Below are 19,889 nucleotides of genomic sequence, written 5' to 3'. Positions count from 1 at the left end.
GCGGATCTGCTTCCTTGAATCATCCGCAGATTAACCCGAAACGCGGTCGAGGTATCAGACGAACAACCGCCGTTGGTCCGCCGTGACCCGGTTTCGCCTTGTTCGTGACCCCGCGTTTCGATGACGCGGCGATGCTGCGGGCGAGGGTCAGTCCGCCGTCGGCGGTGTGGCTTGCGGCGGGCCTGTCACTGTGCTCGCCGACCTCGTCGATGGCCCCAATGCCGATGCGTTCCCGGATCGTGCTTGGAGAAGAACGTCGATGCCGGTTTCAGGGGGCCACGGTCGCGACCTGATTGCGCCCTCGGCGCTTGGCCTCGTCAAGGGCGGCATCGGATGCGCGTATCAGGTCTGCCTCCGAAGCCACCGACGCATGGTCGGACGATGCGACACCCAAGCTCACCGTCACGCGCTCGGCGATGGTCGAGCCCGCGTGCGGCAGGTTGAGGTCCCAGACGGCCTTACGGATTCGCTCTGCGACTTGCTCGGCGCCCGGCAAGGTCGTCTGCGGGAGAACGAAGGCGAATTCCTCTCCGCCGATGCGGGCTGCCGTGTCTCCCGGTCGCTGCAGGGCCGTAGCCATGGCCTGTGCGACGGAGAGCAGGCAGCGGTCCCCGGCCGGGTGTCCATATCGGTCGTTGTACGCCTTGAAATGGTCGATATCGGCCGAGATGACCGCAAGGATGCTCCGTCCGCGTTCGGCTCGCCTCCATTCCTTCGCGAGCTGTTCTTCGAAGAGCCGCCGATTGCCGATGCGGATGAGCTCGTCGATACGCAACATCTCCTGAAGCGCCGAGCCCTCCGCAATCGATGAGGCCAGCTTCAAACGCATGTCGGTGGCATCTTGAAACAATCGTCTCACCCGGACCGACGAGGACAGCATGGCGATGCCGAAGATGAGGATCATCAGCCCCATGATGACGTGAACCCGGTCGCCGACCAAGAGCATGCTCAAGGTGATGGGCAGCACGATCGGGATCGTGAAACAGGGGAATGCCCGGTGAAGCGGCGACAGCAGCGGGACGCCGCCCGCAACCATTCCGCCCGTCGGAAGCATGGATGAAACCGCGGCGGTGTCACGCATGCCTTGGCGCCGTCCGCCCTCTAACCCGATGGCCACAGATGCGAAAAGGCAACCCCTGCGGCGACATCAAATAGAAGCATGCCTGAATGCGCCTCCTCGGCTTGATGGCGAGGAGTCTACTGCGGGCCCTGAGGACGCAAGGATCACCAGCAGTTGGACCAAACGATGATCAAGGCCGTGCAGCACATCAAGCATCGTCCTCGTGGCGGCGCTATCATCAGGCCATGAGCACACTGCGCGAGTCCATGGCCGAGCACGGTTTCGAGTCCAACGACGACTACGACTTTCAGCTGCGTTGTCTGCTGAAAGGGATGCCGAATCGGATTCGTACCTTGAGCATCCAGGGGAACGGCGAGCGCCGTAAGACGGCCTTTGCGACCGCGCTCGCCCATGCACTCGATACCCCGCACATCCTCTATCACGACTTTTCGGACGAAGAGCCGCCCACGCCGGAGGTGATCTTGCCGCCGGGTACCGACGAGTACGGGCGCAAGGCGTCTGCGGTCGACCCGCTCGACGACATCGTGAGCCATGCCTGTGCGCTGAGCGAGGCCGAGTCCACGGTGCTGATCCTGGACCAATTGCAGGCGGCCGACTTCCGCGAGCATATCCGGGTACACCGCTTGATCCGCGACCGGCGCTGGCTGGTGCGCGACGCGCCCTATTACGCCAACCCGCGCAACCTGCTGTTGTTTTTGATCAGCGAGGCGCCGCTCTACCACTCGCTGCAACGCGAGAGTTTCCGGGTCTGGGTCGGCCGCGTGTCCGAGCGGAGGGTGACCTTGAGTCCCGCAGAGTTGGGGCTCGGTGTCGACGCGGCACCCTTGCTCGATGCCCTGAACGACCTTTTTCTTGCTGTTGACGCTTCACCGACACGCAGCGAGGTTGCACGGCTGCTCGACGACCTCACTGCACATGTTCAAACCGAGGAGCACCTCGTCCATGCCATGTTCGGCCGCTGCGAAGCCATCGATCGCGAGCCTATGAGGGATCCGGATCTGTTGCCCGTGCTGACCCGGGTCATCGAGCGGCTACGCGATTACCTGGATATCGAGGAGATCGTCGTCGGAAGGGGTCGCGAAGACGTGGAATCAGCTTCGGATGGGAGTGGGTCCGGCGTTTAGGAGCCCAAGTGATCGGCCGGGCGCAGGTGTAGGGTTTGGTTCCTGCCGGCCGTAGGTTGTGCCGAGCCGTGCGAGGAACAACCAACCATCTGCGCAAGTTGTGCTCCCTATCAATCCACCAGCACCACATGCAACCGCCGCGGCCCGTGCGCGCCGAGCTGTATCGTCTGCTCGATGTCGGCCGTGCGCGAGGGGCCCGAGACGAGGTTGACGGCGCGCGGCATGCCGCTCGTGCGCTCGCGCAAGGCTGCCCAACCGTCCTCGAAGTGCCGGAGGATCCGCGTGGTCTCCAGAACCACGACCTGGTTGTCCGGGACGAAGTTGTGGGTGGTCGGGCTGTCGGGCGAGGCGAGCAGCATGAGGGTGCCGGTCTCGGCGATCGCCGCGAAGGCGGGGCTCACCGACAGGGTCTCCTCGATGCCTGCGCGGTTGTGATGGATGCTCCAGTCGGCGGGCCAGTCGAGGTCCTTCAACCCGGCGCCGACGGCGGCGTGCGGCGCGAGGCCATGTGCCGATCGGAAGGTCTCCACGGCGGCCGGGATCTGTGCTCGGCCGGCGACGCGCGCGAGCGTGCCCGAGCGGCTTTCGAGCTTGCGGATAAAGCGCGCGAGGAGGTCTTCGTCGAAGGCCGGGCGGAGATGCCGGACCGGTGTGGCGATGCGTGCATCCAGTGTTGCGCGGGCAGGTGCATCGAGCGGTTCGCGCCCCGCTGCACGACGCACGGCATCCAGAATGTCCTCTCGCGCGCTGCTCATGACTGCCCTCGCTCGGTGTGCCAGCGTTCCAGAAAGGTTCGGCCCGGCGGGGCGGGGAGGTCGCGACCTTCGGTCCAGCCGCGGGCCCCCGGCAGGCGGCGGATGCGACCTGCACGACCGCCGATCGCGGCGAGCGCCCGCGCGGTCAGCCGCTCCAGCGCATGGTAGAGCTTGGGTCGGGTCGCCAGAAGGCGCCAGGCGCCAAGCGCATAGCGCTTGCGACGCGGGGTGATCGCCTGCTTGAACTGCTCGTGACGCAGCCGGCGCAGGAGATCCGGCAACGGGATCTTCACCGGGCAGACCGAGGCGCAGCGGCCGTTCAGGGTGCAGGCGTTGGGAAGGTCGTAGGCGGCGTCCAGGCCCTTGATCAGCGGGGTCAGCACCGAGCCCATGGGTCCGGGATAGACCCAGCCGTAGGCATGCCCGCCGATGGCGCCGTAGACGGGACAGTGATTCATACAGGCGCCGCATCGGATGCAGCGCAGCATCTCGCGAAAGGGTCCGGCGAGCATGCGCGAACGGCCGTTGTCGACCAGGACGACATGGTATTCCTCAGGCCCGTCGAGGTCGTTCGCACGCTTGGGTCCGGTCGAGAGGGTCGTGTAGGTCTCGGTCTCCTGACCGGTGGCGCTGCGCGCGAGCAGGCGCAGGAAGAGTGTCGCGTCGTCCAGCGTGGGCACGACGCGCTCGATGCCGGCGGTGACGATGTGCACCCGCGCCAGGGTCTGGGTGAGATCGCCGTTGCCCTCGTTGGTGACGATCAGGCTGGAGCCGGTCTCGGCGATCAGAAAATTGCCGCCGGTGATGCCGACGTCGGCCTGGAAATAGCGCTCGCGCAGCGCCAGACGGGCCGCGTCGACCAGGTCCGCGATCTCGGTGAGGCGCGGTCCGCCGTGGGCCTTCTCGAAGAGATCCGAGACCTGCTCGCGGGTCTTGTGCACGGCCGGGGCGATGATGTGCGAGGGCGCCTCGCCTGCAAGCTGAATGATGTACTCGCCCAGATCGGTCTCGACCACGACGAGGCCGGCATCGATCAAGGCCGTGTTGAGACCGATCTCCTCCGACACCATCGATTTGCCCTTGGTGACGGTGCGCGCATCCACGCGTTTGCAGATGTCGAGGATGATCCGGCGGGCCTCGGCGTCGTCGCGGGCCCAATGGACCTGACCGCCGGCCGCGACGACGGCCGCCTCGTAGCGTTCCAGGTAGTGATCGAGATGATCGAGGACGTGGTCCTTGAGCGTCTTGGCCGCCTCGCGCAGGGCCTCGAACTCGGACAGCTCGGCGACCTGCACTGCGCGTTTGGCGACGAAGCCGTCGCGCGCCTTGTCCAGCGCCTGTTGGAGGCTCGCGTCGTGGAGTGCGGCGACCGCGCGCGGCTGAAACTCGTGTGAGCGGATGTCCAATGAGCGTGCCCTCGAAGCCCCTGGTTGGATGTCGGTCGGATGGGTGCAGGGTCATCCGCCGTACCGTTTCGCGATTGCGTTGCCGCTCACCTTATTTCACAAAAAGCCCTCGGAGTCGTCCCCGCCGATTCTTTCGGACGATTCCGACGTTGCGAATCCAGCGAGTGGATCCGCGATTCTCGTTCGGATTGCGGTTCTCCTTAAGCCCGGAATCGACCTGAAGCTGCCGCTCAACCCGGTCCTGTCGGAGTGGCGGCTTGACGCGCGTTGCGGACGCTGGCGCACATGCTCCGGATAAGCCGGTTCCGATCCGAACCGGACAGCTGCGCTCACCCCGCGAGCGACCGCCGCAGCGACGTGAGCAGACGGACATGTTCGGTTCGTCTTGCCTTACGGGCAAAATCTGGCAGATCAGGGGACTCCTGGCTGCCGGAGTAACGGAGCATCAAGCATGAGCTTGGTGTTCCGGTTCGACCGACAGCCGCATGCCCATTGTTTTCAGCACGGCAAGCAACGTTTTCAGTGTCGGGTTGCCCTTGGGTGACAGGGAGCGGTACAACGACTCCCGGCTGATGCCGGCCTCGGCCGCCACCGCCCCCAAGCCGCCATGGGCTTCGGCCACGGTGCGGAGCGCCAAGAGACCGGCGGCTCGCTCGTCGGGATCGTCGAGTGACTCCATCGCTGCTTTCAGGTACGCGACCGCCAGTTCCCGATCGGCGCGCAGTTCGGCGATCTCGCGCTCGTGGTGTGAGACCACGCCTTTCAATTGACTCATGTTTGTCTCCGTTTCCACTCTGACCACAGCGTCTTGGCGCGCTTGATGTCCGATACCTGGGAGCTTTTGTCTCCGCCGCACAGGAGCAGGACAACCGATGCTCCGTAGCGACCACAGTACACGCGGTATCCGGCACCCACATGCACACGCAACTCGATGACACCTTCACCGACCGGCTCGCTGTCGCCGAAGTTACCCGACTGCACGTGCCGCAGACGGACGCGAATCCGTGCTTGTGCCACCCTATCGCGCACGCCGTCCAACCATTCCGTGAATGGTTCGCGGCCGTCCTCGCGCTGATACCGAAAGAGCTCTATCATGGGCATCAGTGTAACTTAAAAGCTACTTTGGCGCAGTGCAAAAAGACCTTGGAGCGCAAGGCGGGGCCAGCATGCGCCCGGGCTGCGGCGATCTGCGCGACCCAGGCTGCCGGATGGGGTGCCTTTCGGTTTCATCTCGCTACGCATTGGCCCAAGGCAGCCGCTGATCCGTGCTTGATGCACGACTGCGTCTAAACGTCGACTTCACAGCGGTTTTCAGCCACTCGGAGTCGTGCATTGACGGACCGTTTTGGATCGTAACCAGCCTATCCGAAGCGTGAGCGCCAGCGTCCGCAAGGCGTCCGGAGCGGTCACTCATGACCTCGCCCGTCCCCGATGCCTGGCCCGTCCGCCGTCCCGGCCAGCACCTCTGCAACATGATAGACCCGCATCGGCGAGCCGATCCGGCTCAGCCGCCCGGCGATGTTCATCAGACAGCCCAGATCGCCGCCGATCAGCGTATCGGCCCCGGTGGCGAGGATGTTGCGGATCTTGTCGTCGACGATCTTGACCGAGATCTCGGGGTATCCGACGCAGAAGGTCCCGCCGAACCCGCAGCAGACCTCGCTGTCGTTCATCTCGCGCAGGGTGAGCCCCTCCACACCTGCGAGCAGCTGTCGCGGCTGGCCTTTGATGCCGAGGCCGCGCAGGCCGGAGCAGGAGTCGTGGTAGGTCGCGATGCCGTCGAATCCGGCGTGAACCCGGGTAATGCCCAGGACGTCGACCAGGAATGACGTCAGCTCCCGGCTTTTTGCCGCAACGGCCTCGGCGCGGTCGCGCCAGTCGCGGTCTGCGGCAAACAGGACGGGATAGTCGTGCCGGATGGTCGCCATGCAGGAGCCCGAGGGACCGACAACATAATCGTAGTCCTCGAAGGTCGAGATCACCTGTTTGGCGAGTGCTCGCGCGGAGTCGTTGTCGCCCGAGTTGTAGCCCGGCTGTCCGCAACAAGTTTGGCTCTGCGGCACGCTGACGATGCAGCCTGCGTCCTCGAGAAGCTTTGCGGCGGCAAAGCCGATGTTCGGCCGGAAGAGATTCATGAGGCAGGTTGCGAACAGGCCGACCCGCGGGGAGGTCTTCGGGGTATTGCTCATCGGACGGGGCTCCGGTGGGTCTCGAACGTGATCCGTGGTCGGCATCGATCCGGTACCATCCTCCAAACCGCCGCGCTGCCGGGTTTCGGTGCGATGCCCTTGGCGCGGGCTGGATGGGTTTCGCCGGCGCTCTACCCATCCTACATGTTTCGGTTGTTTTCGAAGCGTTCCCTGCTGGCCGAAAAACCCACGTGCGCTCGGCATAAACCGCATGGGCGAAACGCGCCGACGATGGATCCGTCGAGACCGTAGCGGCTCTTCGGGCTATGCTATACCGAGCGTATGTGGGTTTTTCGGTCAGCAGGGTGCGTCCCGCGCGCGTCGACGAGGCGCAACGCCGGCCCGGCGTGCGCGGGGCGTGCAATGCGGCGGAAAACCCACGTGCGCTCGGTACAGACCATGTCATGCCGGCCGCGGTTTAATCGGGAGTGACTCGTGGATATCGCCGAACTACTGGCCTTCAGCGTCAAGAACAACGCCTCGGACCTGCACCTCTCGGCCGGTCTGCCGCCGATGATCCGTGTCGACGGCGATATGCGCCGCATCAATGTCCCGCCGCTAGAGCATCGTTCGGTGCACTCGCTTGTCTACGACATCATGAACGACAAGCAGCGCAAGGACTACGAGGAGTTTCTGGAAACGGACTTCTCCTTCGAGATTCCGGGTCTGGCTCGGTTCCGCGTCAACGCCTTCAACCAGAAGCGCGGCGCCGGTGCGGTTTTTCGGACCATCCCCTCCAAGGTCTTGTCGCTCGAAGAGCTGAACGCACCCGAGAGTTTCAAGGAGATCATCAGTGTTCCGCGCGGCCTCATCCTGGTGACCGGGCCGACCGGCTCGGGTAAGTCCACGACCCTCGCCGCGATGGTCGACCATCTCAACGAGACCGAGTACGCGCACATCCTCACCATCGAGGACCCGATCGAGTTCGTGCACACCAGCAAGAAATGTCTGGTCAACCAGCGCGAGGTGCACAAGGATACGCTGGGCTTCAGCGAGGCGTTGCGCTCCGCGTTGCGTCAGGATCCGGACATCATCCTGGTCGGCGAGATGCGTGACCTCGAGACCATTCGGCTGGCGATGACGGCGGCCGAAACCGGGCATCTGGTCTTCGGGACGCTGCACACCACCTCGGCGGCCAAGACCATCGACCGCATCATCGACGTCTTTCCCGCGGCGGAGAAGGAGATGATCCGGGCGATGCTCTCGGAGTCGCTGCGCTCGGTCGTTGCGCAGACGCTCTTGAAGCGGGTCGGCGGCGGGCGGGTCGCCGCGCACGAGATCATGATCGGTACGCCGGCCATCCGTAACCTGATCCGCGAGGCCAAGGTGGCCCAGATGTACTCGGCGATCCAGACCGGACAAGCGCACGGGATGCAGACCCTGGATCAGAACCTCAAGGAGCTGGTCCAACAGGGCTTGGTGTCGCGCAAGGACGCGCGGATGAAGGCCCAGAACAAGGACGGCTTTACCTGATCCCGACCCGGCCACGGTGCTGAATCGTTTGCGAATCGAAGGTCCGGCCGAGCATGAATGGCTGCCGCCCGGGAGCGTCTTTCTTAGAAACGAGGTCTCGTATGGACCTGAATCGTGCAATCGAGCAACTGCTGAGCATGGTGGTCGAGCGCAAGGCGTCCGATCTCTTCATCACTGCAGGCTGGCCGCCCAGCGTCAAGATCGACGGGGCGATCTATCCCGCGACGAAGCATCCCTTGTCGGCCGAGCAGGCGCACGACATGGTGCTCGGTCTCATGAACGATCGCCAGCGCGAGGAGTTCCAGGCAACCAAGGAGTGTCAGTTCGCGATCGATCGCCCGCATCTGGGGCGGTTCCGCGTCAGCGCATTCGTTCAGCGCGAGGCGACCGGGATGGTCCTGCGTCGGATCGAGACCGACATTCCGACCATCGAGGCACTGAAGCTTCCCGCGATCCTGCGCGAGCTGGCGATGACCAAGCGCGGCATGATGATCTTCGTCGGCGGCACCGGGACGGGGAAATCGACCTCGCTCGCCGCGCTGGTGGGGTATCGCAACCGACACAGCTCGGGCCACATCATCACGGTCGAGGACCCGATCGAGTTCGTTCACGAGCATCACGGCTGCATCATCACCCAGCGCGAGGTGGGTGTGGATACCGAGTCCTACGAGGTGGCGCTCAAGAACACCCTGCGCCAAGCCCCGGACGTTATCCTGATCGGCGAGATCCGCACGCGCGCGACCATGGAATACGCCATCGCCTTCGCCGAGACCGGCCATCTCGTTTTGGCGACGCTGCACGCCAACAACGCCAACCAGGCGCTGGACCGCATCATCAGCTTCTTTCCGGACGACTCGCGCAACCAGCTCCTGCTCGATCTCTCGCTGAATCTCAAGGCCGTCGTGGCACAACAGCTTGCCCCGCGCAAGAGCGCTCAGGGGCGTCGAGCCGTCGTCGAGATCCTGTTGAACACGCCCTTGGCCTCCGATCTCATCCGCAAGGGCGAGGTGCACAAGCTCAAAGAGCTGATGAAGAAGTCCAACGAGCAGGGTATGAACACCTTCGATCAGGCCCTCTTCAATCTCTATCAAGAGGGCGAGATCAGCTACGAGGATGCGCTGCGCTATGCCGACTCGGCCAACGAGGTGCGGCTCGTCATCAAGCTGCAGGGCGGCGCCACGCAGCGCGAGGCGACCGATCGCATGATCGACGGGGTTTCCCTCGTGCACGACAACGAGTACAGCGGCCGCCGACCTTGATCCGATCATTCCCGGCGTCCCCGACCCGGTCTCCGCAACCGACCCCGAGAACCCATCGCAACATGCCCAAACCGATCGACCGCGATCACGCCACCTTACCGACCGCCCGCGAGGATGCCGAGCGGGCGGCCGAGATCAGCTCGACGCCGCAGACACGCTCCGCGGCCTACCGTCTCGCCTACACGGATGTCGACTTTCTGATGCGCGACGAGGCGCGGCCGCTTCGGTTGCAGCTCGAGCTGCTGAAGCCCGAGCTGGAGCTGCAGGATCAGCGGGTCGAGTCGACCATCGTGGTCTTCGGCAGCGCCCGGATTCCGGACCCGGAGACGGCCGCGCAGAACCTGGTCAACGCCGAGCATGCGCGGGCTGCCGCGCCCGCCGATGCGCAGGCGCAAGCCGCGGTCGAGCGCTGTCGGCGGGCGCTCGGCCGCTCGCATTACTATGCGGAGGCGAGGCGTTTCGCGCGGATCGTCTCCGAGCAGGAGCAGAACGCGGAATCACGCTGTTTCGTGATCGTCACGGGTGGCGGGCCCGGCATCATGGAGGCGGCCAATCGCGGCGCCGCCGACGTCGAAGCCGTCTCGATCGGTCTCAGCATCACGCTCCCGCACGAGCATGCCCCGAACGCCTACATCACCCCGGAGCTGTCGTTCCAGTTTCACTACTTCGCCCTGCGCAAGATGCATTTCCTGATGCGTGCGAAGGCATTGGTGGTCTTTCCCGGCGGCTTCGGCACCTTCGACGAGCTCTTCGAGACGCTCTGCTTGATTCAGACGAAAAAGATTCGACCCATGCCGGTCATGCTCTTCGGGCGGCAGTTCTGGGAGCGTGTCATCGACTTCGAGGCGCTGGTCGACGAAGGGGTTGTCAGTCGCGACGACCTCGCCCTCTTCAGCTTCGTCGAGACCGCGGAGGACGCCTGGTCGCGGATCTGCGCGCATTACGACGAGTTGGGCTGCGAATCCTGATCGGGATGCCCGAGTGACGCGTGCAGTCGGTTCGATCATCGGTCGCGCCCTGCGCAAGACCGGGGCGATCCTCGGCGGCCTCGCGGTCGCCCTTGCGGCTCTCCACTGCGGGGCTGCGGTTGCGCAGGGGCGCCAGCCAGCGGAGTCCGACGAGGCGACGATCGAGTTGGCCCCTTTGGTGGTGACGGCCACGCGCGTGGGCGAAAGCACCTTCGACCTGCCGGTCGCCATCGATGTCCTGGACAAGGCGATCATCCAGAACCAAAAGCCGATGGTGCTGATCTCCGAGAACCTGCCGCGTGTCCCCGGAACGGTCGTGACCAACCGCGGGACCTACGCGCAGGAAGAGCAGATCATGATCCGCGGCTTCGGCGGACGCTCCCAGTTCGGGACACGCGGGATCAAGCTGATCGCGGACGGCATCCCGGCGAGCACGCCCGACGGACAAGGCGGACCCGGGCTCTTCGATCTGGGCTCGGCGCGGTCCATCGAGGTGATGCGCGGCGGTTTCTCCGCCCTCTACGGCAACCACTCGGGCGGCGTCGTGCAGGTCTTCACCGAGGACGGCCCGCCCGAGCCGACCCTGTCCGTGCGCCTGATGGGCGGGAGCGACGGCACCTGGATCGCCGGGACCAAGCTCGGTGGCCAGACGGGGCGTCTCAACTATGTCGTCGATCTGTCGCGCGCCCAGACCGACGGCTACCGCGATTGGAGCCGTGCCGCCAAGGAGCAGGCCAACAGCAAGCTCAGGATCGCGCTCGACGGCGGCGGTACCATCAGCCTGATCGCCAACGCCTTGAATCTGCCCGAGGCCCGAGATCCGCTCGGCCTGACCGCGGAGGAGGTCAAGCGCGATCGCCGCCAGGCATCGCCGGCCGCGCTGACCTTTCAAACCCGGCGCACGCTCGACAACCTCCAGGGCGGGGTCGTCCTGGATCAGCCGCTGAGCGATGCGGACGACCTGCGCGTCATGGCCTACACCGGGACACGCAGCAACGAGCAGTATCTCGCCATCCCGCTCGCCAACCAGAACGCCATCACGGCCTCGGGCGGCGTGAGCGCATTCGATCGGCGTTTCGCCGGCGGTAACCTCCTGTGGACCCATGCGACGACACTCGCCGACGGCCCTCTGACCCTGATCCTGGGCGGGGAATACGATCGCTCGTCGGAGGAGCGCAAGGGTTATCTCAACGCCTTGGGCGAGCGTGCCGCGCTCAAGCGCGACGAAGACAATACCGTGGACAGTTGGGGAACCTTCGTTCAGGGCACCTGGGGGTTCGCACCCCGCTGGGGTCTGGACCTGGGGTTGCGCTACACCGAGGTCCGCTTCGACTCCGACGACGGCTTCATCTGCACCCCCGATCGCGTGACGGCACCCGGCACACGGCCGGGCACCTGCAGCGGCTCGACCGCCCCGATCACGGCCACCAACCTCAACCCCGACGACAGCGGTAGCCGGACCTACGGCGCCTGGACGCCCGCGCTCGGCCTCCTCTACAGCCTGACGCCCTCCATCAATCTCTACGCCAACCTGGGCAAGACTGTCGAGACGCCGACTTTCACCGAGCTGGCCTATCGCCCCGACGGCGGCGCGGGCCTGAACCTGGATCTGGATCCCGCCGTGAGCCGGCATTACGAGATCGGCGCCAAGTTTCTGCTCGGCGCGGACGCCCGGCTGAATCTCGCACTCTTCCAGATCGACACCGACGACGAGCTGACCGTGGCGACCAACGGGGGCGGACGGGCAACCTACCGGAATGCGCCCGCGTCCCGTCGCCGAGGTGTGGAGCTGCTGCTGGAGGCACCCCTCGGCCGGGGTTTTGCCGGCTATCTGGCGGCAACCTACCTGGACAGCGCATTCACCGAGGGCTTTCCGGCCTGCACGGGCATCCCCTGCCGCAGCGTCGCGCCGACGCTCAATGTCACGACCGTCGAGGCGGGTAACCGCATCCCGGGCGTCCCCGCGTTCACGTTCTTCGGTGAGCTCTCCTACGCCTACGAGCCCCTGGGGTTCGAGGCGGCGGTGAGCCTCTACGGCCAAGACAAGGTCTACGTGAACGACCGCAACAGCGAGACGGCGCCCGGATACTGGCTTGCCAACCTCCGCGGTGGTTTCACCCGGGACCTGGGCCGACTCCGGCTCTCCGAGTTCGTGCGCATCGACAATCTGCTGGACGAGTCCTACATCTCCGCCGTGAGCGTCAACGACGCGAACGGCCGGTTTTACGCGCCCGGCGCCGGCACCAATTACCTGATCGGCATCACCGCGAGCTACAGCTTCTGAGCCATTGCGCGCAATATCTGCCGGATGCGAGCCGCGTCCGGTGTAATGCGCCTTGGCTCGGGTGACGCCTCGTAGCTCGTCACAGCAGCGCCGCTTCCTGCCGCTGCTTGCGTTGTTCCCAGTCGGGCATGACCTCGGCGAGTCGCTTGAAAAACCGTGCATCGTGATCGCGGTGCGTGATGTCGCACAGCTCATGGGCCACCACGTACTCGATGCAGGGCCGGGGCGCGTGCGCACCAGGGCGGTAAGTTCAATGTCATGGTGCCGGCGCGCGACAGGCTGCCCCAGCGAGACGTCGACGACGACGATGCGGTCTCCGTGGTCGTTTCAATCCACGCCCGGTCATTCGGCCGGGCGATACACCCGCTCGGGGCGAAGAGAGATGAGCGAGGAGTGAGAAAAGAGAGGGAATCGCGCACTCGTTTCTCGTTTCTCTCTTCTCTCTTCTCACCCCTCGACCTGCGTCGGTTTCCGTTTTAAATTTGGCTGTAAGTAGTTTAAAAACGCTTGGCGGGGGTGCAAGGGTAGCGGGTCGGGGGCGCGACGCCTTAGAGGGCCGCTTTTGCGAGGTAATCGCTCAGGATGTCCGCGATGGCTTCGCGGTCGTCCGAGGAGACGCCCAGGAAAGGCCGCGGCGGGATGTCGCCCCAGGGGATCGGGCTGCCGCGCTTGGTGCGTCCGCTCGCGCCCTTGGGCTGGCCGAACTGCTGCACGGCGGCATAGATGCGGTTGGAGCCGACCTCCACCGCCCGGCCGCCCTCGGCGAGCTGCCAGCGCATCTGGCCTTGGAGCATGCCGCTCTTGTAGAGCGGATTGTCGCGCCCCTTGCGCGCGATGGTGGTCTCGGTGTTGCGTGCCCAGGGGTGCCGTCCGGGGCGCGCTTCTGGGTTTGGCCGAAGCGCGCCTTGGTGGTCGTGAGCAGGTGCTCGCCGATCTCGGCGAGCGCAGGAGAGGGGTCGGCGACGGAGGCGGCGAGGTTGGACAGCGTCGCCTGCAGAGCGGCGTCGTCCAGGTCGATGGTGATGCGGGTGCCGGCCATTCGAGGTCAGCGATAAGCGCTCAGGCAGCCTTGCGCGCCCCGAGCACGGCTTCCGGCCTGAACTCAGCGCCAAGGTGCAATGCGTCCGGGGCGATGCCGGCGACCGCGCACTGCGACAACAGTGTCGACAGCGCCTCGTAATACCCCATCAGACGCCCCCGATCATAGTCCGAGCCGCCGTCAACGGCCTCCGCAGACGCCTTCAGCGACTGCGCGACCTCCTCCAGGACGACCAGCGCGTCTTGTTGCGTGCTCATGGTTGGCGTTCCTCCGGAATGCGTTCGAGGATAGCGATCTGCTGCTGAAAGTTGGCGATTTCCTTCGGCCAATAGGAGTCGACCAGCGCGGACAAGTGCCGCGGGTCGATACCTGGCTCGACCCAGTCCATCGGGTTTGCGATCTTTTGCCGATGGATGGCGACTTGACGCCGGAGCGACCGGATCGCCCGACTGATCTCGCCATCCGATTTCTTCGCATAGTCTTACAGGAGCCCGGCATGGCGCCCCCCGGACATCGCGATCTCGTAAGCGGACGGCGCCATGCCTTCGAGTATAGCGGTCACCGAATGCGTCGTCAGGCCATCCTGGCCTGACAGAATCAGGGCTGGAAGCCCTGAGGACGCAAGGATCACCAGCAGCTGGACCAAACGATGATCAAGGCCGGACCGGGTGTCGGTTGATCGTTTCCATTGAAGTATAGCACCGACAAAGGACCCCTTTTCCAGAGAGCGGGATGGGGTCTGTGTGCATCTTGGCCTCGCGACCGCAGCTCAAGATCCGGCTCCCGAACTGGGCGGGAGAAGCCTTCTCCGAACCGTCCGGCCGTCAAAGATATGAAAGTGCCCCGGAATGAATGCTCCATCCGTATGCAGAGACACCAGTCAGTCGGCAGGTTCCTCGGGGCGGTAGGACGGCACGCGAAGCAGAATGACGACCGGAGGCGCGGGAAGTTGACGGTTGAAGACACGCTCCCCGTAGTCACGGTCGAAGGTGGCGAGCCAGCGCCCCTCGCGGCAAGCTCGGACCATCACTTCCGGATCCGAGGCCGCGGGACTGATTTCGCCAACGGCGGCGACGTCCCAACCGCGCGACCGGAGTCGAGCCACCGACGGCTCCGGAAAATTCTCGTTCAGCAGCCAGCGGGGCTTCATGCCGATGCCTTCCTCAATGCGATGTAATCCTCCTCGCGGAAGACCTCGGTCACGAAGGCAATGGCTGCCAAGACGTCGTCGCGGGTGACGCGGGGATAGGCGGTCGTGATGTCCTCCAGCGTCCATCCGTCGGCGAGGCGGTCCATGATGAGGTCGACGGAGATCCGGGTACCTTTGATGATCGGCTTGCCGATCAGGATCTCGGGGTCGACAACGATGCGGTCTTTCCACTCGGTCATGACGAGTACCTAAACCGCGCCCAGTGCGGTATGCGATGTTTTTGGATGGGATCGGCCCCGGAGGATTTCAGAACCGCTGGAACCGGCGCGGTTTAAAGTATTAAAAAATATAAAATTTTAAACCGCGTCCCCCGCTAAGGGTCGTGGATTCACCAAACTTCGAACTCACTCGAAAGTGAGCATCTCGCTCTGGACGCAGTTTAAATCATACGATGATCTGCAAATCGACGCCGGGGAAGGCGTCCAGACGCCCGGCGGGCGCCGCGGTCAAGCCGGTTCGCTCGGCTCATCCCAGCCTTCGGACTCACCATTCGGTTATCATCACTCCATGGTTGGTTATCGTAGGCACCGCGTATGAGTCACGCGTATGAGCAAGATTTCTTCTCTTGGACCCGGGAGCAGGCCGCGGCGGTGCGCGAAGGGAATCTCGGGCGTATGGATCGCGAGCATCTAGCCGGAGAGATCGAAGAGATGGGACGCTCCGAGCAACGCGCGCTGGCTGCACGCATGGCGGTCATCGTCGCGCACCTCCTGAAGTTGGAGGTGCAAACCGAGCGAACGCCGACCAATGAGAAAAGTTGGCGCAACTCCGTTGCAACCCAACGTCGCCAAATCGAGCGTCTCCTCGGAAAGAACCCGGGGCTTCGCAATCCGGCCATCCTGGCCGAGGCGCTGGAATCGGCATGGGACGATGGCCGCGATTGGGCAATTCGCGGAACCGGGTTGGATCCGGAGCAGTTCCCAAGCGAGCCGATCTATGATCTGTCCGGGATTCTCGGCGAGTCTCGCTGATTCGCGAAGAATCAATCGCCCCTACCCCGCCCACCGCGGCAGCCGCATGGCATCCAGATAGGCATCGGTGCTCGCCTCGATCTCGTAGGGACGGGCGGCGTCCCGGAGCAGCGCCTGCGGCGGCGGGGCGTCCAGGGTCTGCAGTATTGCTGTAGCCAAGGCGGCAGCGTCGCCGACCGGCACCAAGGGGCCGATGCGTCCGTCCTGCAGGATCTCGCGCGGGCCGCTCGGGCAATCGGTCGCCACCACGGGCGTGCCGACCGCGAGTGCCTCGATGATGACAAAGCCGAGCCCCTCCCAGCGCGAGGTGAAGGCGAAGAGATCGGCATGGGCCATGAAGGCATAGGGCTCGGGGACGAAGCCGGGCAGGGCGACGTCCTCGGCCACGCCTAGCTCGGCGGCGAGCGCGAGCAGGCGCTCGCGGGCGCGGCCTTGGCCTAGGATCATGAGACGGCAGGGGCGTTCTGCTCGCACCCGCGCGAAGGCTCGCAGCAAGGTCTCGAAGTCCTTGCGTCCGCACAGCTCGCCCGCGCCCAAGATCAGGGGCCTGTCGGAGCGTCCGAGCCAGGGATGATCCGGACGCACCAAGACCTCCGTGAAGAGCGACGCCGGCACCACGGGCGAAGGCACGACGCGGATGCGCTCGCGCGCCAAGCCGGTGTAGCGCGCCATGTCGTCGGCCACGCCGGCGCTGGTCACGATCACCTGATCGGCGAAGGGATAGAGTTGGCCCATCGAGGTGCGCTGGACCCAGCGCTCCAGCGCCCCGCGGGTCGCCAGATCGATCGAGATGGTCGTTCCCGAGCTGAAGACCAGGCGCGTCGGCACACGGGCGAGCCAATGGGCCAGCAGCGCGGTGCGATTTACCCGATCCTTGTCCGAGAGCATCACCGCCGGGCGCTCGCGACGCAGATAGCGCACCAGCGCCGGCAGGCAGGCGTAGGTATGCCGCGAGCCCAGATCGACCACCGAGACCCCGTCCGGGATGGCGTCCAGATGCGGCCCGTGCCGACGAACCTTGAGCAGATCGACCCGATAGCCGCGACGCGCCAGGGCCGGGATCAGATGCTTGGCCGCGCGGTCGACACCGCTGTGACCGGAGGTCGAGAAGAAGCAGGCAATCTGCGGGGCGCTCGTCGCCATGCTCAGGTGCCGCTCGCGATCCAGTCCAAGGGGTCTTCGTCGGGCGAGGGTGTGAGCCCGGGTTGCTCGATGAAGAGCCGATGCCAGATCGCGAACTGCATCAGACCGAACAGCTCGCGACTGCCGCCCTTGGCGGCCTGACGGGCGGCGACCAGGGCCGGGATGGACTCGACGCGGAACCACTCGCGGACGCCCCGGCTTTGGGCCAGGCGCTCGCCGACACGGGCCGCGACATCGCCGGTCAGCCAGTCGCCGACCGGGACATGGAACCCGCGCTTGGGACGCGTCAGATGTCCCGGCGGCAGCATGGGCTCGGCCCAGCGCTTGAGCAGCCATTTGCCCTGATGGCCTTTGACCTTGAGCCCATCGGGCAGCGACAGGCCGAATTCGACGAGGCGATGGTCGAGGAAGGGCACACGCCCCTCCAACCCGAAGCCCATCAGCATGCGGTCGGTCTTCACCAGCAGATTGTCCGGGAGGGCCGTGACCAGGTCGGTGTATTGGCGCCGTTGCAGGTCCGACCAAGCCTTCGGCGTCGACCGCCAGGCTTTAAGAAAGTGCGCGCGATCCGGCGTCTTGACCGAACGGAGCGCCGGCCCGAGCAGCCGTCGCGACCAGTGTCCCGACCACTGACCACGGGTGCGGAAACCGCCGCTGCCGGGGCTCAGCAGGCCCTTGATCCAGCGCTCGGCCGGCGGCGGGCGATACCGGCCGTAGCCGGCGAAGACCTCGTCCCCGCCCTCGCCCGAGAAGACCACCTTGAGATCGGCCGCCGCGGTTTGGGCCAGGATCGAGGTCGGCAGGTTGGCATAGTCGCGCATCAGCTCGTCGGCCGCCCAGACCGTCTGCGGGATGCGCGCGAAGACCTGATCGAGCTCGAGCGCCAGCGGGCGGTGATCCAGCCCGAAATGCGCCGCGACCCGCGCCGCCTCGTCCAGCTCGTGCGCCATCGCGGTGCCGCGATAGCCGACCGAGAAGCTCTTGATGCGGCCGGCCCCGTGGGTGTGCAGCAGCGCGGCCAGCACGGCAGAATCCACGCCGCCCGAGAGAAAGAGCCCGAAGGGTACGTCCGAGCGCATGTGCTCGCGCATGGCCGCGTGCATGAGCCCGTCCAGCTCGGCTTGCGCGTCATCGAGGCGGATTGCGCGCGGCGCGATGTCGAGCGCCGACCAGTAGCGCCTGTGCTCGATGCGCAGATCCCGATCGACGATCAGGATCTCGCCGGGCGGCACCCGTCGGATACCCTCGATGATGGTCTCCTCGCCGCTCGCGAACTGATTCTGCAGGAATTGCCGCAAGGCGACCGGATTCACGCGGGGCTGCCCCGGCAGGATCGGCAGGAGCGCCTTGATCTCGGAGGCGAAGGCGATGCGGTCGGGCAGACGCACGTAGAAGAGCGGCTTGATCCCGAGCCGATCGCGCCCGAGGATCAGCCGACCTTCCCGCGCATCGTGGAGCGCGAAGGCGAACATGCCGCGCAGCTCGGCGGGAAAATCCAGGCCGTGCACCGCATAGGCGTGCAGGATGGTCTCCGAATCCGAGTCGGTCCGCGGCTCGCGGCCCTGCGCACGCAGCGCCGCATTCAGCTCGATGTAGTTGTAGACCTCGCCGTTGGCCGCCAGCGCGAGCTGACCGTCGGCCGAGACCATCGGCTGATGCCCGGTGGCGAGCCCGATGATCGACAGCCGTGTCTGCGCCAGCCCGACCGGGCCGTTGCAATAGATGCCGTGATCGTCCGGGCCGCGGTGGGCCAGGGCCGCGGCCATCCTGCCTAGATCGTCCGGGTTCGGGCGCGATCCTACGCGCAGCATGAAGCCTGCGATCCCGCACATCAGCGGGTCGCCTTCGGGTCGTGGCGTCGGGTCAAGACCTGCAGCATGGGATGGCTCTATGGGGCCTGGATCATGGCCCGCGGGGGCGGTTCGGGGGTGCAATCCCCGCGGCGTGTCGGGGCATTGTCGACCGACTCGATCGACCATGACAAGCCGGGCGCATCAGCGAGCCTGATCCATTCAGCCCCTTCGCGAGGACTGATGGAGCGGTTGCGCGATGATTATCCTGCCCGACCAGCCAAGAAATGGCAGGCATTGCACTTTGACGCTTTGCGGCACAATGTGCGGGGGGCGGCGGAGGTGCTCGCCGATTCGTTTCTCGGGACATGCATGTGCCATCCCCTTGGCGCATGCCGATGGAGGTCTGTGCGTGCGGTTTTTTCGGTTGATTCAAAGCCGATTGGCGGGTGGTCACCGCCTGCATCTCGGGTCTACGTGGGCGTTCTGTCCGGTCTGTGGGGGCTATCGGATCCTGGTGCGACTCGGCGACGATGAGATGCTCGTGCGCTGCACCGCCTGCCGTTCCAGCGCAGTCACCATGTCCATGGCTGCTGTACTGTCGGAGGTCGGGGTGTCGCTCGCCGATGCTCATGTCTTCGAGCTCTCGTGCCGCGGTGCCTTCCATCGTTACCTCGAGAAGCGCGCAGCTGCCTTGACCTGCTCGGAATATCACCCGGACGCGGAGCCCGGAGAGTTGCGGGACGGGGTCCTCTGTCAGGACGTGCAGCGTCTCACCTTTCCGGATGCATCCTTTGACCTCTGCACATCCACTGAGGTGTTCGAGCATGTGCCCGATGATCGTCTGGGCTTCGGGCAGATCCATCGTGTGCTGCGCCCCGGCGGCATCTTGCTCTTTACCGTGCCTTTGAGCGGCCTGCCTCAGACCGTGGAACGTGCGCGTTTGGAGGCGTCCGGCGAGATCACGCATCTGCTCCCGGCGCAGTACCATGTGGACCCGGCAAAGCAGGACGCCGCAGTGCTGGCGTTCCGCGATTATGGCGACGACCTCTTGGGACGCCTGCTGGGTGCCGGCTTTGCGTCGGCGCAATTCCTCACCCCCGAGCAAGCCGTCCCTTGGGGCTTCACCCGCACGCTGGCGGTTGCCCGCAAGGCGGGGGCCGTGACTGATTCACCCCTCTGAAATCACAGATCCCA

Annotated in this window: 20 protein-coding genes and 1 pseudogene; 7 read left to right on the top strand and 14 right to left on the bottom strand. The window is 65.4% G+C overall.

Features of this window, described 5'->3' with window-relative positions; all coding sequences use genetic code 11:
- Positions 1-268: 268 nt before the first annotated feature.
- Positions 269-1,081: a diguanylate cyclase gene (locus KFB96_RS14485; RefSeq protein ID WP_213457774.1), complete on the bottom strand. Its 813-nt coding sequence runs from the start codon at positions 1,079-1,081 to the stop codon at positions 269-271.
- Positions 1,082-1,305: 224 nt separating this feature from the next.
- On the opposite strand from KFB96_RS14485, the gene KFB96_RS14480 reads away from it, so the two are divergent.
- A complete protein-coding gene (locus tag KFB96_RS14480) occupies positions 1,306-2,205 on the top strand; it encodes a hypothetical protein (RefSeq protein ID WP_213457775.1) in 900 nt (299 codons plus the stop codon).
- A gap of 110 nt (positions 2,206-2,315) precedes the next feature.
- Here KFB96_RS14480 and KFB96_RS14475 read toward each other — a convergent pair whose 3' ends face one another.
- The 5 genes from KFB96_RS14475 to KFB96_RS14455 all read right to left on the bottom strand — a co-directional run bounded on the left by KFB96_RS14475 (position 2,316) and on the right by KFB96_RS14455 (position 6,555).
- A complete protein-coding gene (locus KFB96_RS14475; protein ID WP_213457776.1) occupies positions 2,316-2,960 on the bottom strand; it encodes an LUD domain-containing protein in 645 nt (214 codons plus the stop codon).
- The gene (locus KFB96_RS14470) at positions 2,957-4,366 is read right to left on the bottom strand and encodes a LutB/LldF family L-lactate oxidation iron-sulfur protein (protein WP_213457777.1); all 1,410 of its coding nucleotides are present in this window, start codon (positions 4,364-4,366) and stop codon (positions 2,957-2,959) included. Before KFB96_RS14470 ends, KFB96_RS14475 begins: the two co-directional genes overlap by 4 nt.
- A 445-nt stretch (positions 4,367-4,811) precedes the next feature.
- Positions 4,812-5,141, bottom strand: a complete 330-nt coding sequence (locus KFB96_RS14465) for an addiction module antidote protein (RefSeq protein ID WP_093036041.1) — start codon at positions 5,139-5,141, stop codon at positions 4,812-4,814.
- Positions 5,138-5,461, bottom strand: a complete 324-nt coding sequence (locus KFB96_RS14460; protein WP_213457778.1) for a type II toxin-antitoxin system RelE/ParE family toxin — start codon at positions 5,459-5,461, stop codon at positions 5,138-5,140. The genes KFB96_RS14465 and KFB96_RS14460 overlap by 4 nt, the downstream gene beginning before the upstream one ends.
- A gap of 311 nt (positions 5,462-5,772) precedes the next feature.
- Positions 5,773-6,555 (bottom strand): (Fe-S)-binding protein, encoded by a 783-nt coding sequence (locus KFB96_RS14455; protein WP_213457779.1) that lies wholly within the window; start codon positions 6,553-6,555, stop codon positions 5,773-5,775.
- Positions 6,556-6,990: 435 nt separating this feature from the next.
- Here KFB96_RS14455 and KFB96_RS14450 point away from each other — a divergent pair, with 435 nt between their 5' ends.
- The 4 genes from KFB96_RS14450 to KFB96_RS14435 all read left to right on the top strand — a co-directional run bounded on the left by KFB96_RS14450 (position 6,991) and on the right by KFB96_RS14435 (position 12,539).
- Entirely contained in the window at positions 6,991-8,028 is a 1,038-nt protein-coding gene (locus tag KFB96_RS14450) for a type IV pilus twitching motility protein PilT (RefSeq protein WP_213457780.1), read from the top strand.
- A 101-nt stretch (positions 8,029-8,129) separates the two neighbouring features.
- Complete coding sequence (locus KFB96_RS14445) at positions 8,130-9,287, top strand: PilT/PilU family type 4a pilus ATPase (RefSeq protein WP_213457781.1); 1,158 nt, start codon at positions 8,130-8,132, stop codon at positions 9,285-9,287.
- Positions 9,288-9,349: 62 nt separating this feature from the next.
- Positions 9,350-10,255: a TIGR00730 family Rossman fold protein gene (locus KFB96_RS14440; RefSeq protein ID WP_300970296.1), complete on the top strand. Its 906-nt coding sequence runs from the start codon at positions 9,350-9,352 to the stop codon at positions 10,253-10,255.
- A 13-nt stretch (positions 10,256-10,268) separates the two neighbouring features.
- Positions 10,269-12,539, top strand: a complete 2,271-nt coding sequence (locus tag KFB96_RS14435) for a TonB-dependent receptor (protein WP_213457782.1) — start codon at positions 10,269-10,271, stop codon at positions 12,537-12,539.
- Positions 12,540-12,618: 79 nt separating this feature from the next.
- On the opposite strand, the gene KFB96_RS14430 is transcribed toward KFB96_RS14435, so the two are convergent.
- The 6 genes and pseudogenes from KFB96_RS14430 to KFB96_RS14410 all read right to left on the bottom strand — a co-directional run bounded on the left by KFB96_RS14430 (position 12,619) and on the right by KFB96_RS14410 (position 14,967).
- A complete protein-coding gene (locus KFB96_RS14430; RefSeq protein WP_213457783.1) occupies positions 12,619-12,741 on the bottom strand; it encodes a YgjP-like metallopeptidase domain-containing protein in 123 nt (40 codons plus the stop codon).
- Between the two features lie 346 nt (positions 12,742-13,087).
- A pseudogene (locus tag KFB96_RS14425) lies at positions 13,088-13,578 on the bottom strand (phage virion morphogenesis protein).
- A 20-nt stretch (positions 13,579-13,598) separates the two neighbouring features.
- Positions 13,599-13,835, bottom strand: coding sequence for a hypothetical protein (locus KFB96_RS14420; protein WP_213457785.1), 237 nt, complete (start codon positions 13,833-13,835; stop codon positions 13,599-13,601).
- Positions 13,832-13,966 carry a hypothetical protein gene (locus tag KFB96_RS26830; protein WP_300970294.1) on the bottom strand — a complete coding sequence of 45 codons (135 nt, stop codon included), beginning with the start codon at positions 13,964-13,966 and terminating at the stop codon, positions 13,832-13,834. Before KFB96_RS26830 ends, KFB96_RS14420 begins: the two co-directional genes overlap by 4 nt.
- A 492-nt stretch (positions 13,967-14,458) precedes the next feature.
- Positions 14,459-14,728: a DUF5615 family PIN-like protein gene (locus KFB96_RS14415; protein WP_300970293.1), complete on the bottom strand. Its 270-nt coding sequence runs from the start codon at positions 14,726-14,728 to the stop codon at positions 14,459-14,461.
- Complete coding sequence (locus KFB96_RS14410) at positions 14,725-14,967, bottom strand: DUF433 domain-containing protein (RefSeq protein ID WP_213457786.1); 243 nt, start codon at positions 14,965-14,967, stop codon at positions 14,725-14,727. The genes KFB96_RS14415 and KFB96_RS14410 overlap by 4 nt, the downstream gene beginning before the upstream one ends.
- Before the next feature lie 354 nt (positions 14,968-15,321).
- On the opposite strand from KFB96_RS14410, the gene KFB96_RS14405 reads away from it, so the two are divergent.
- A complete protein-coding gene (locus KFB96_RS14405; protein WP_213457787.1) occupies positions 15,322-15,759 on the top strand; it encodes a DUF29 domain-containing protein in 438 nt (145 codons plus the stop codon).
- Positions 15,760-15,780: 21 nt separating this feature from the next.
- Here KFB96_RS14405 and KFB96_RS14400 read toward each other — a convergent pair whose 3' ends face one another.
- Both KFB96_RS14400 and asnB read right to left on the bottom strand, forming a co-directional pair.
- Positions 15,781-16,902: a glycosyltransferase gene (locus KFB96_RS14400; RefSeq protein ID WP_213457788.1), complete on the bottom strand. Its 1,122-nt coding sequence runs from the start codon at positions 16,900-16,902 to the stop codon at positions 15,781-15,783.
- A 2-nt stretch (positions 16,903-16,904) separates the two neighbouring features.
- Positions 16,905-18,734: an asparagine synthase (glutamine-hydrolyzing) gene (gene asnB / locus KFB96_RS14395; RefSeq protein ID WP_213457789.1), complete on the bottom strand. Its 1,830-nt coding sequence runs from the start codon at positions 18,732-18,734 to the stop codon at positions 16,905-16,907.
- Positions 18,735-19,104: 370 nt separating this feature from the next.
- On the opposite strand from asnB, the gene KFB96_RS14390 reads away from it, so the two are divergent.
- Positions 19,105-19,875, top strand: coding sequence for a class I SAM-dependent methyltransferase (locus KFB96_RS14390; RefSeq protein WP_213457790.1), 771 nt, complete (start codon positions 19,105-19,107; stop codon positions 19,873-19,875).
- Positions 19,876-19,889 lie beyond the last annotated feature (14 nt).

This window comes from Thiocapsa sp., assembly GCF_018399035.1.
GTDB lineage: Bacteria > Pseudomonadota > Gammaproteobacteria > Chromatiales > Chromatiaceae > Thiocapsa.
This window is presented reverse-complemented; position numbering and strand designations above follow the sequence as displayed.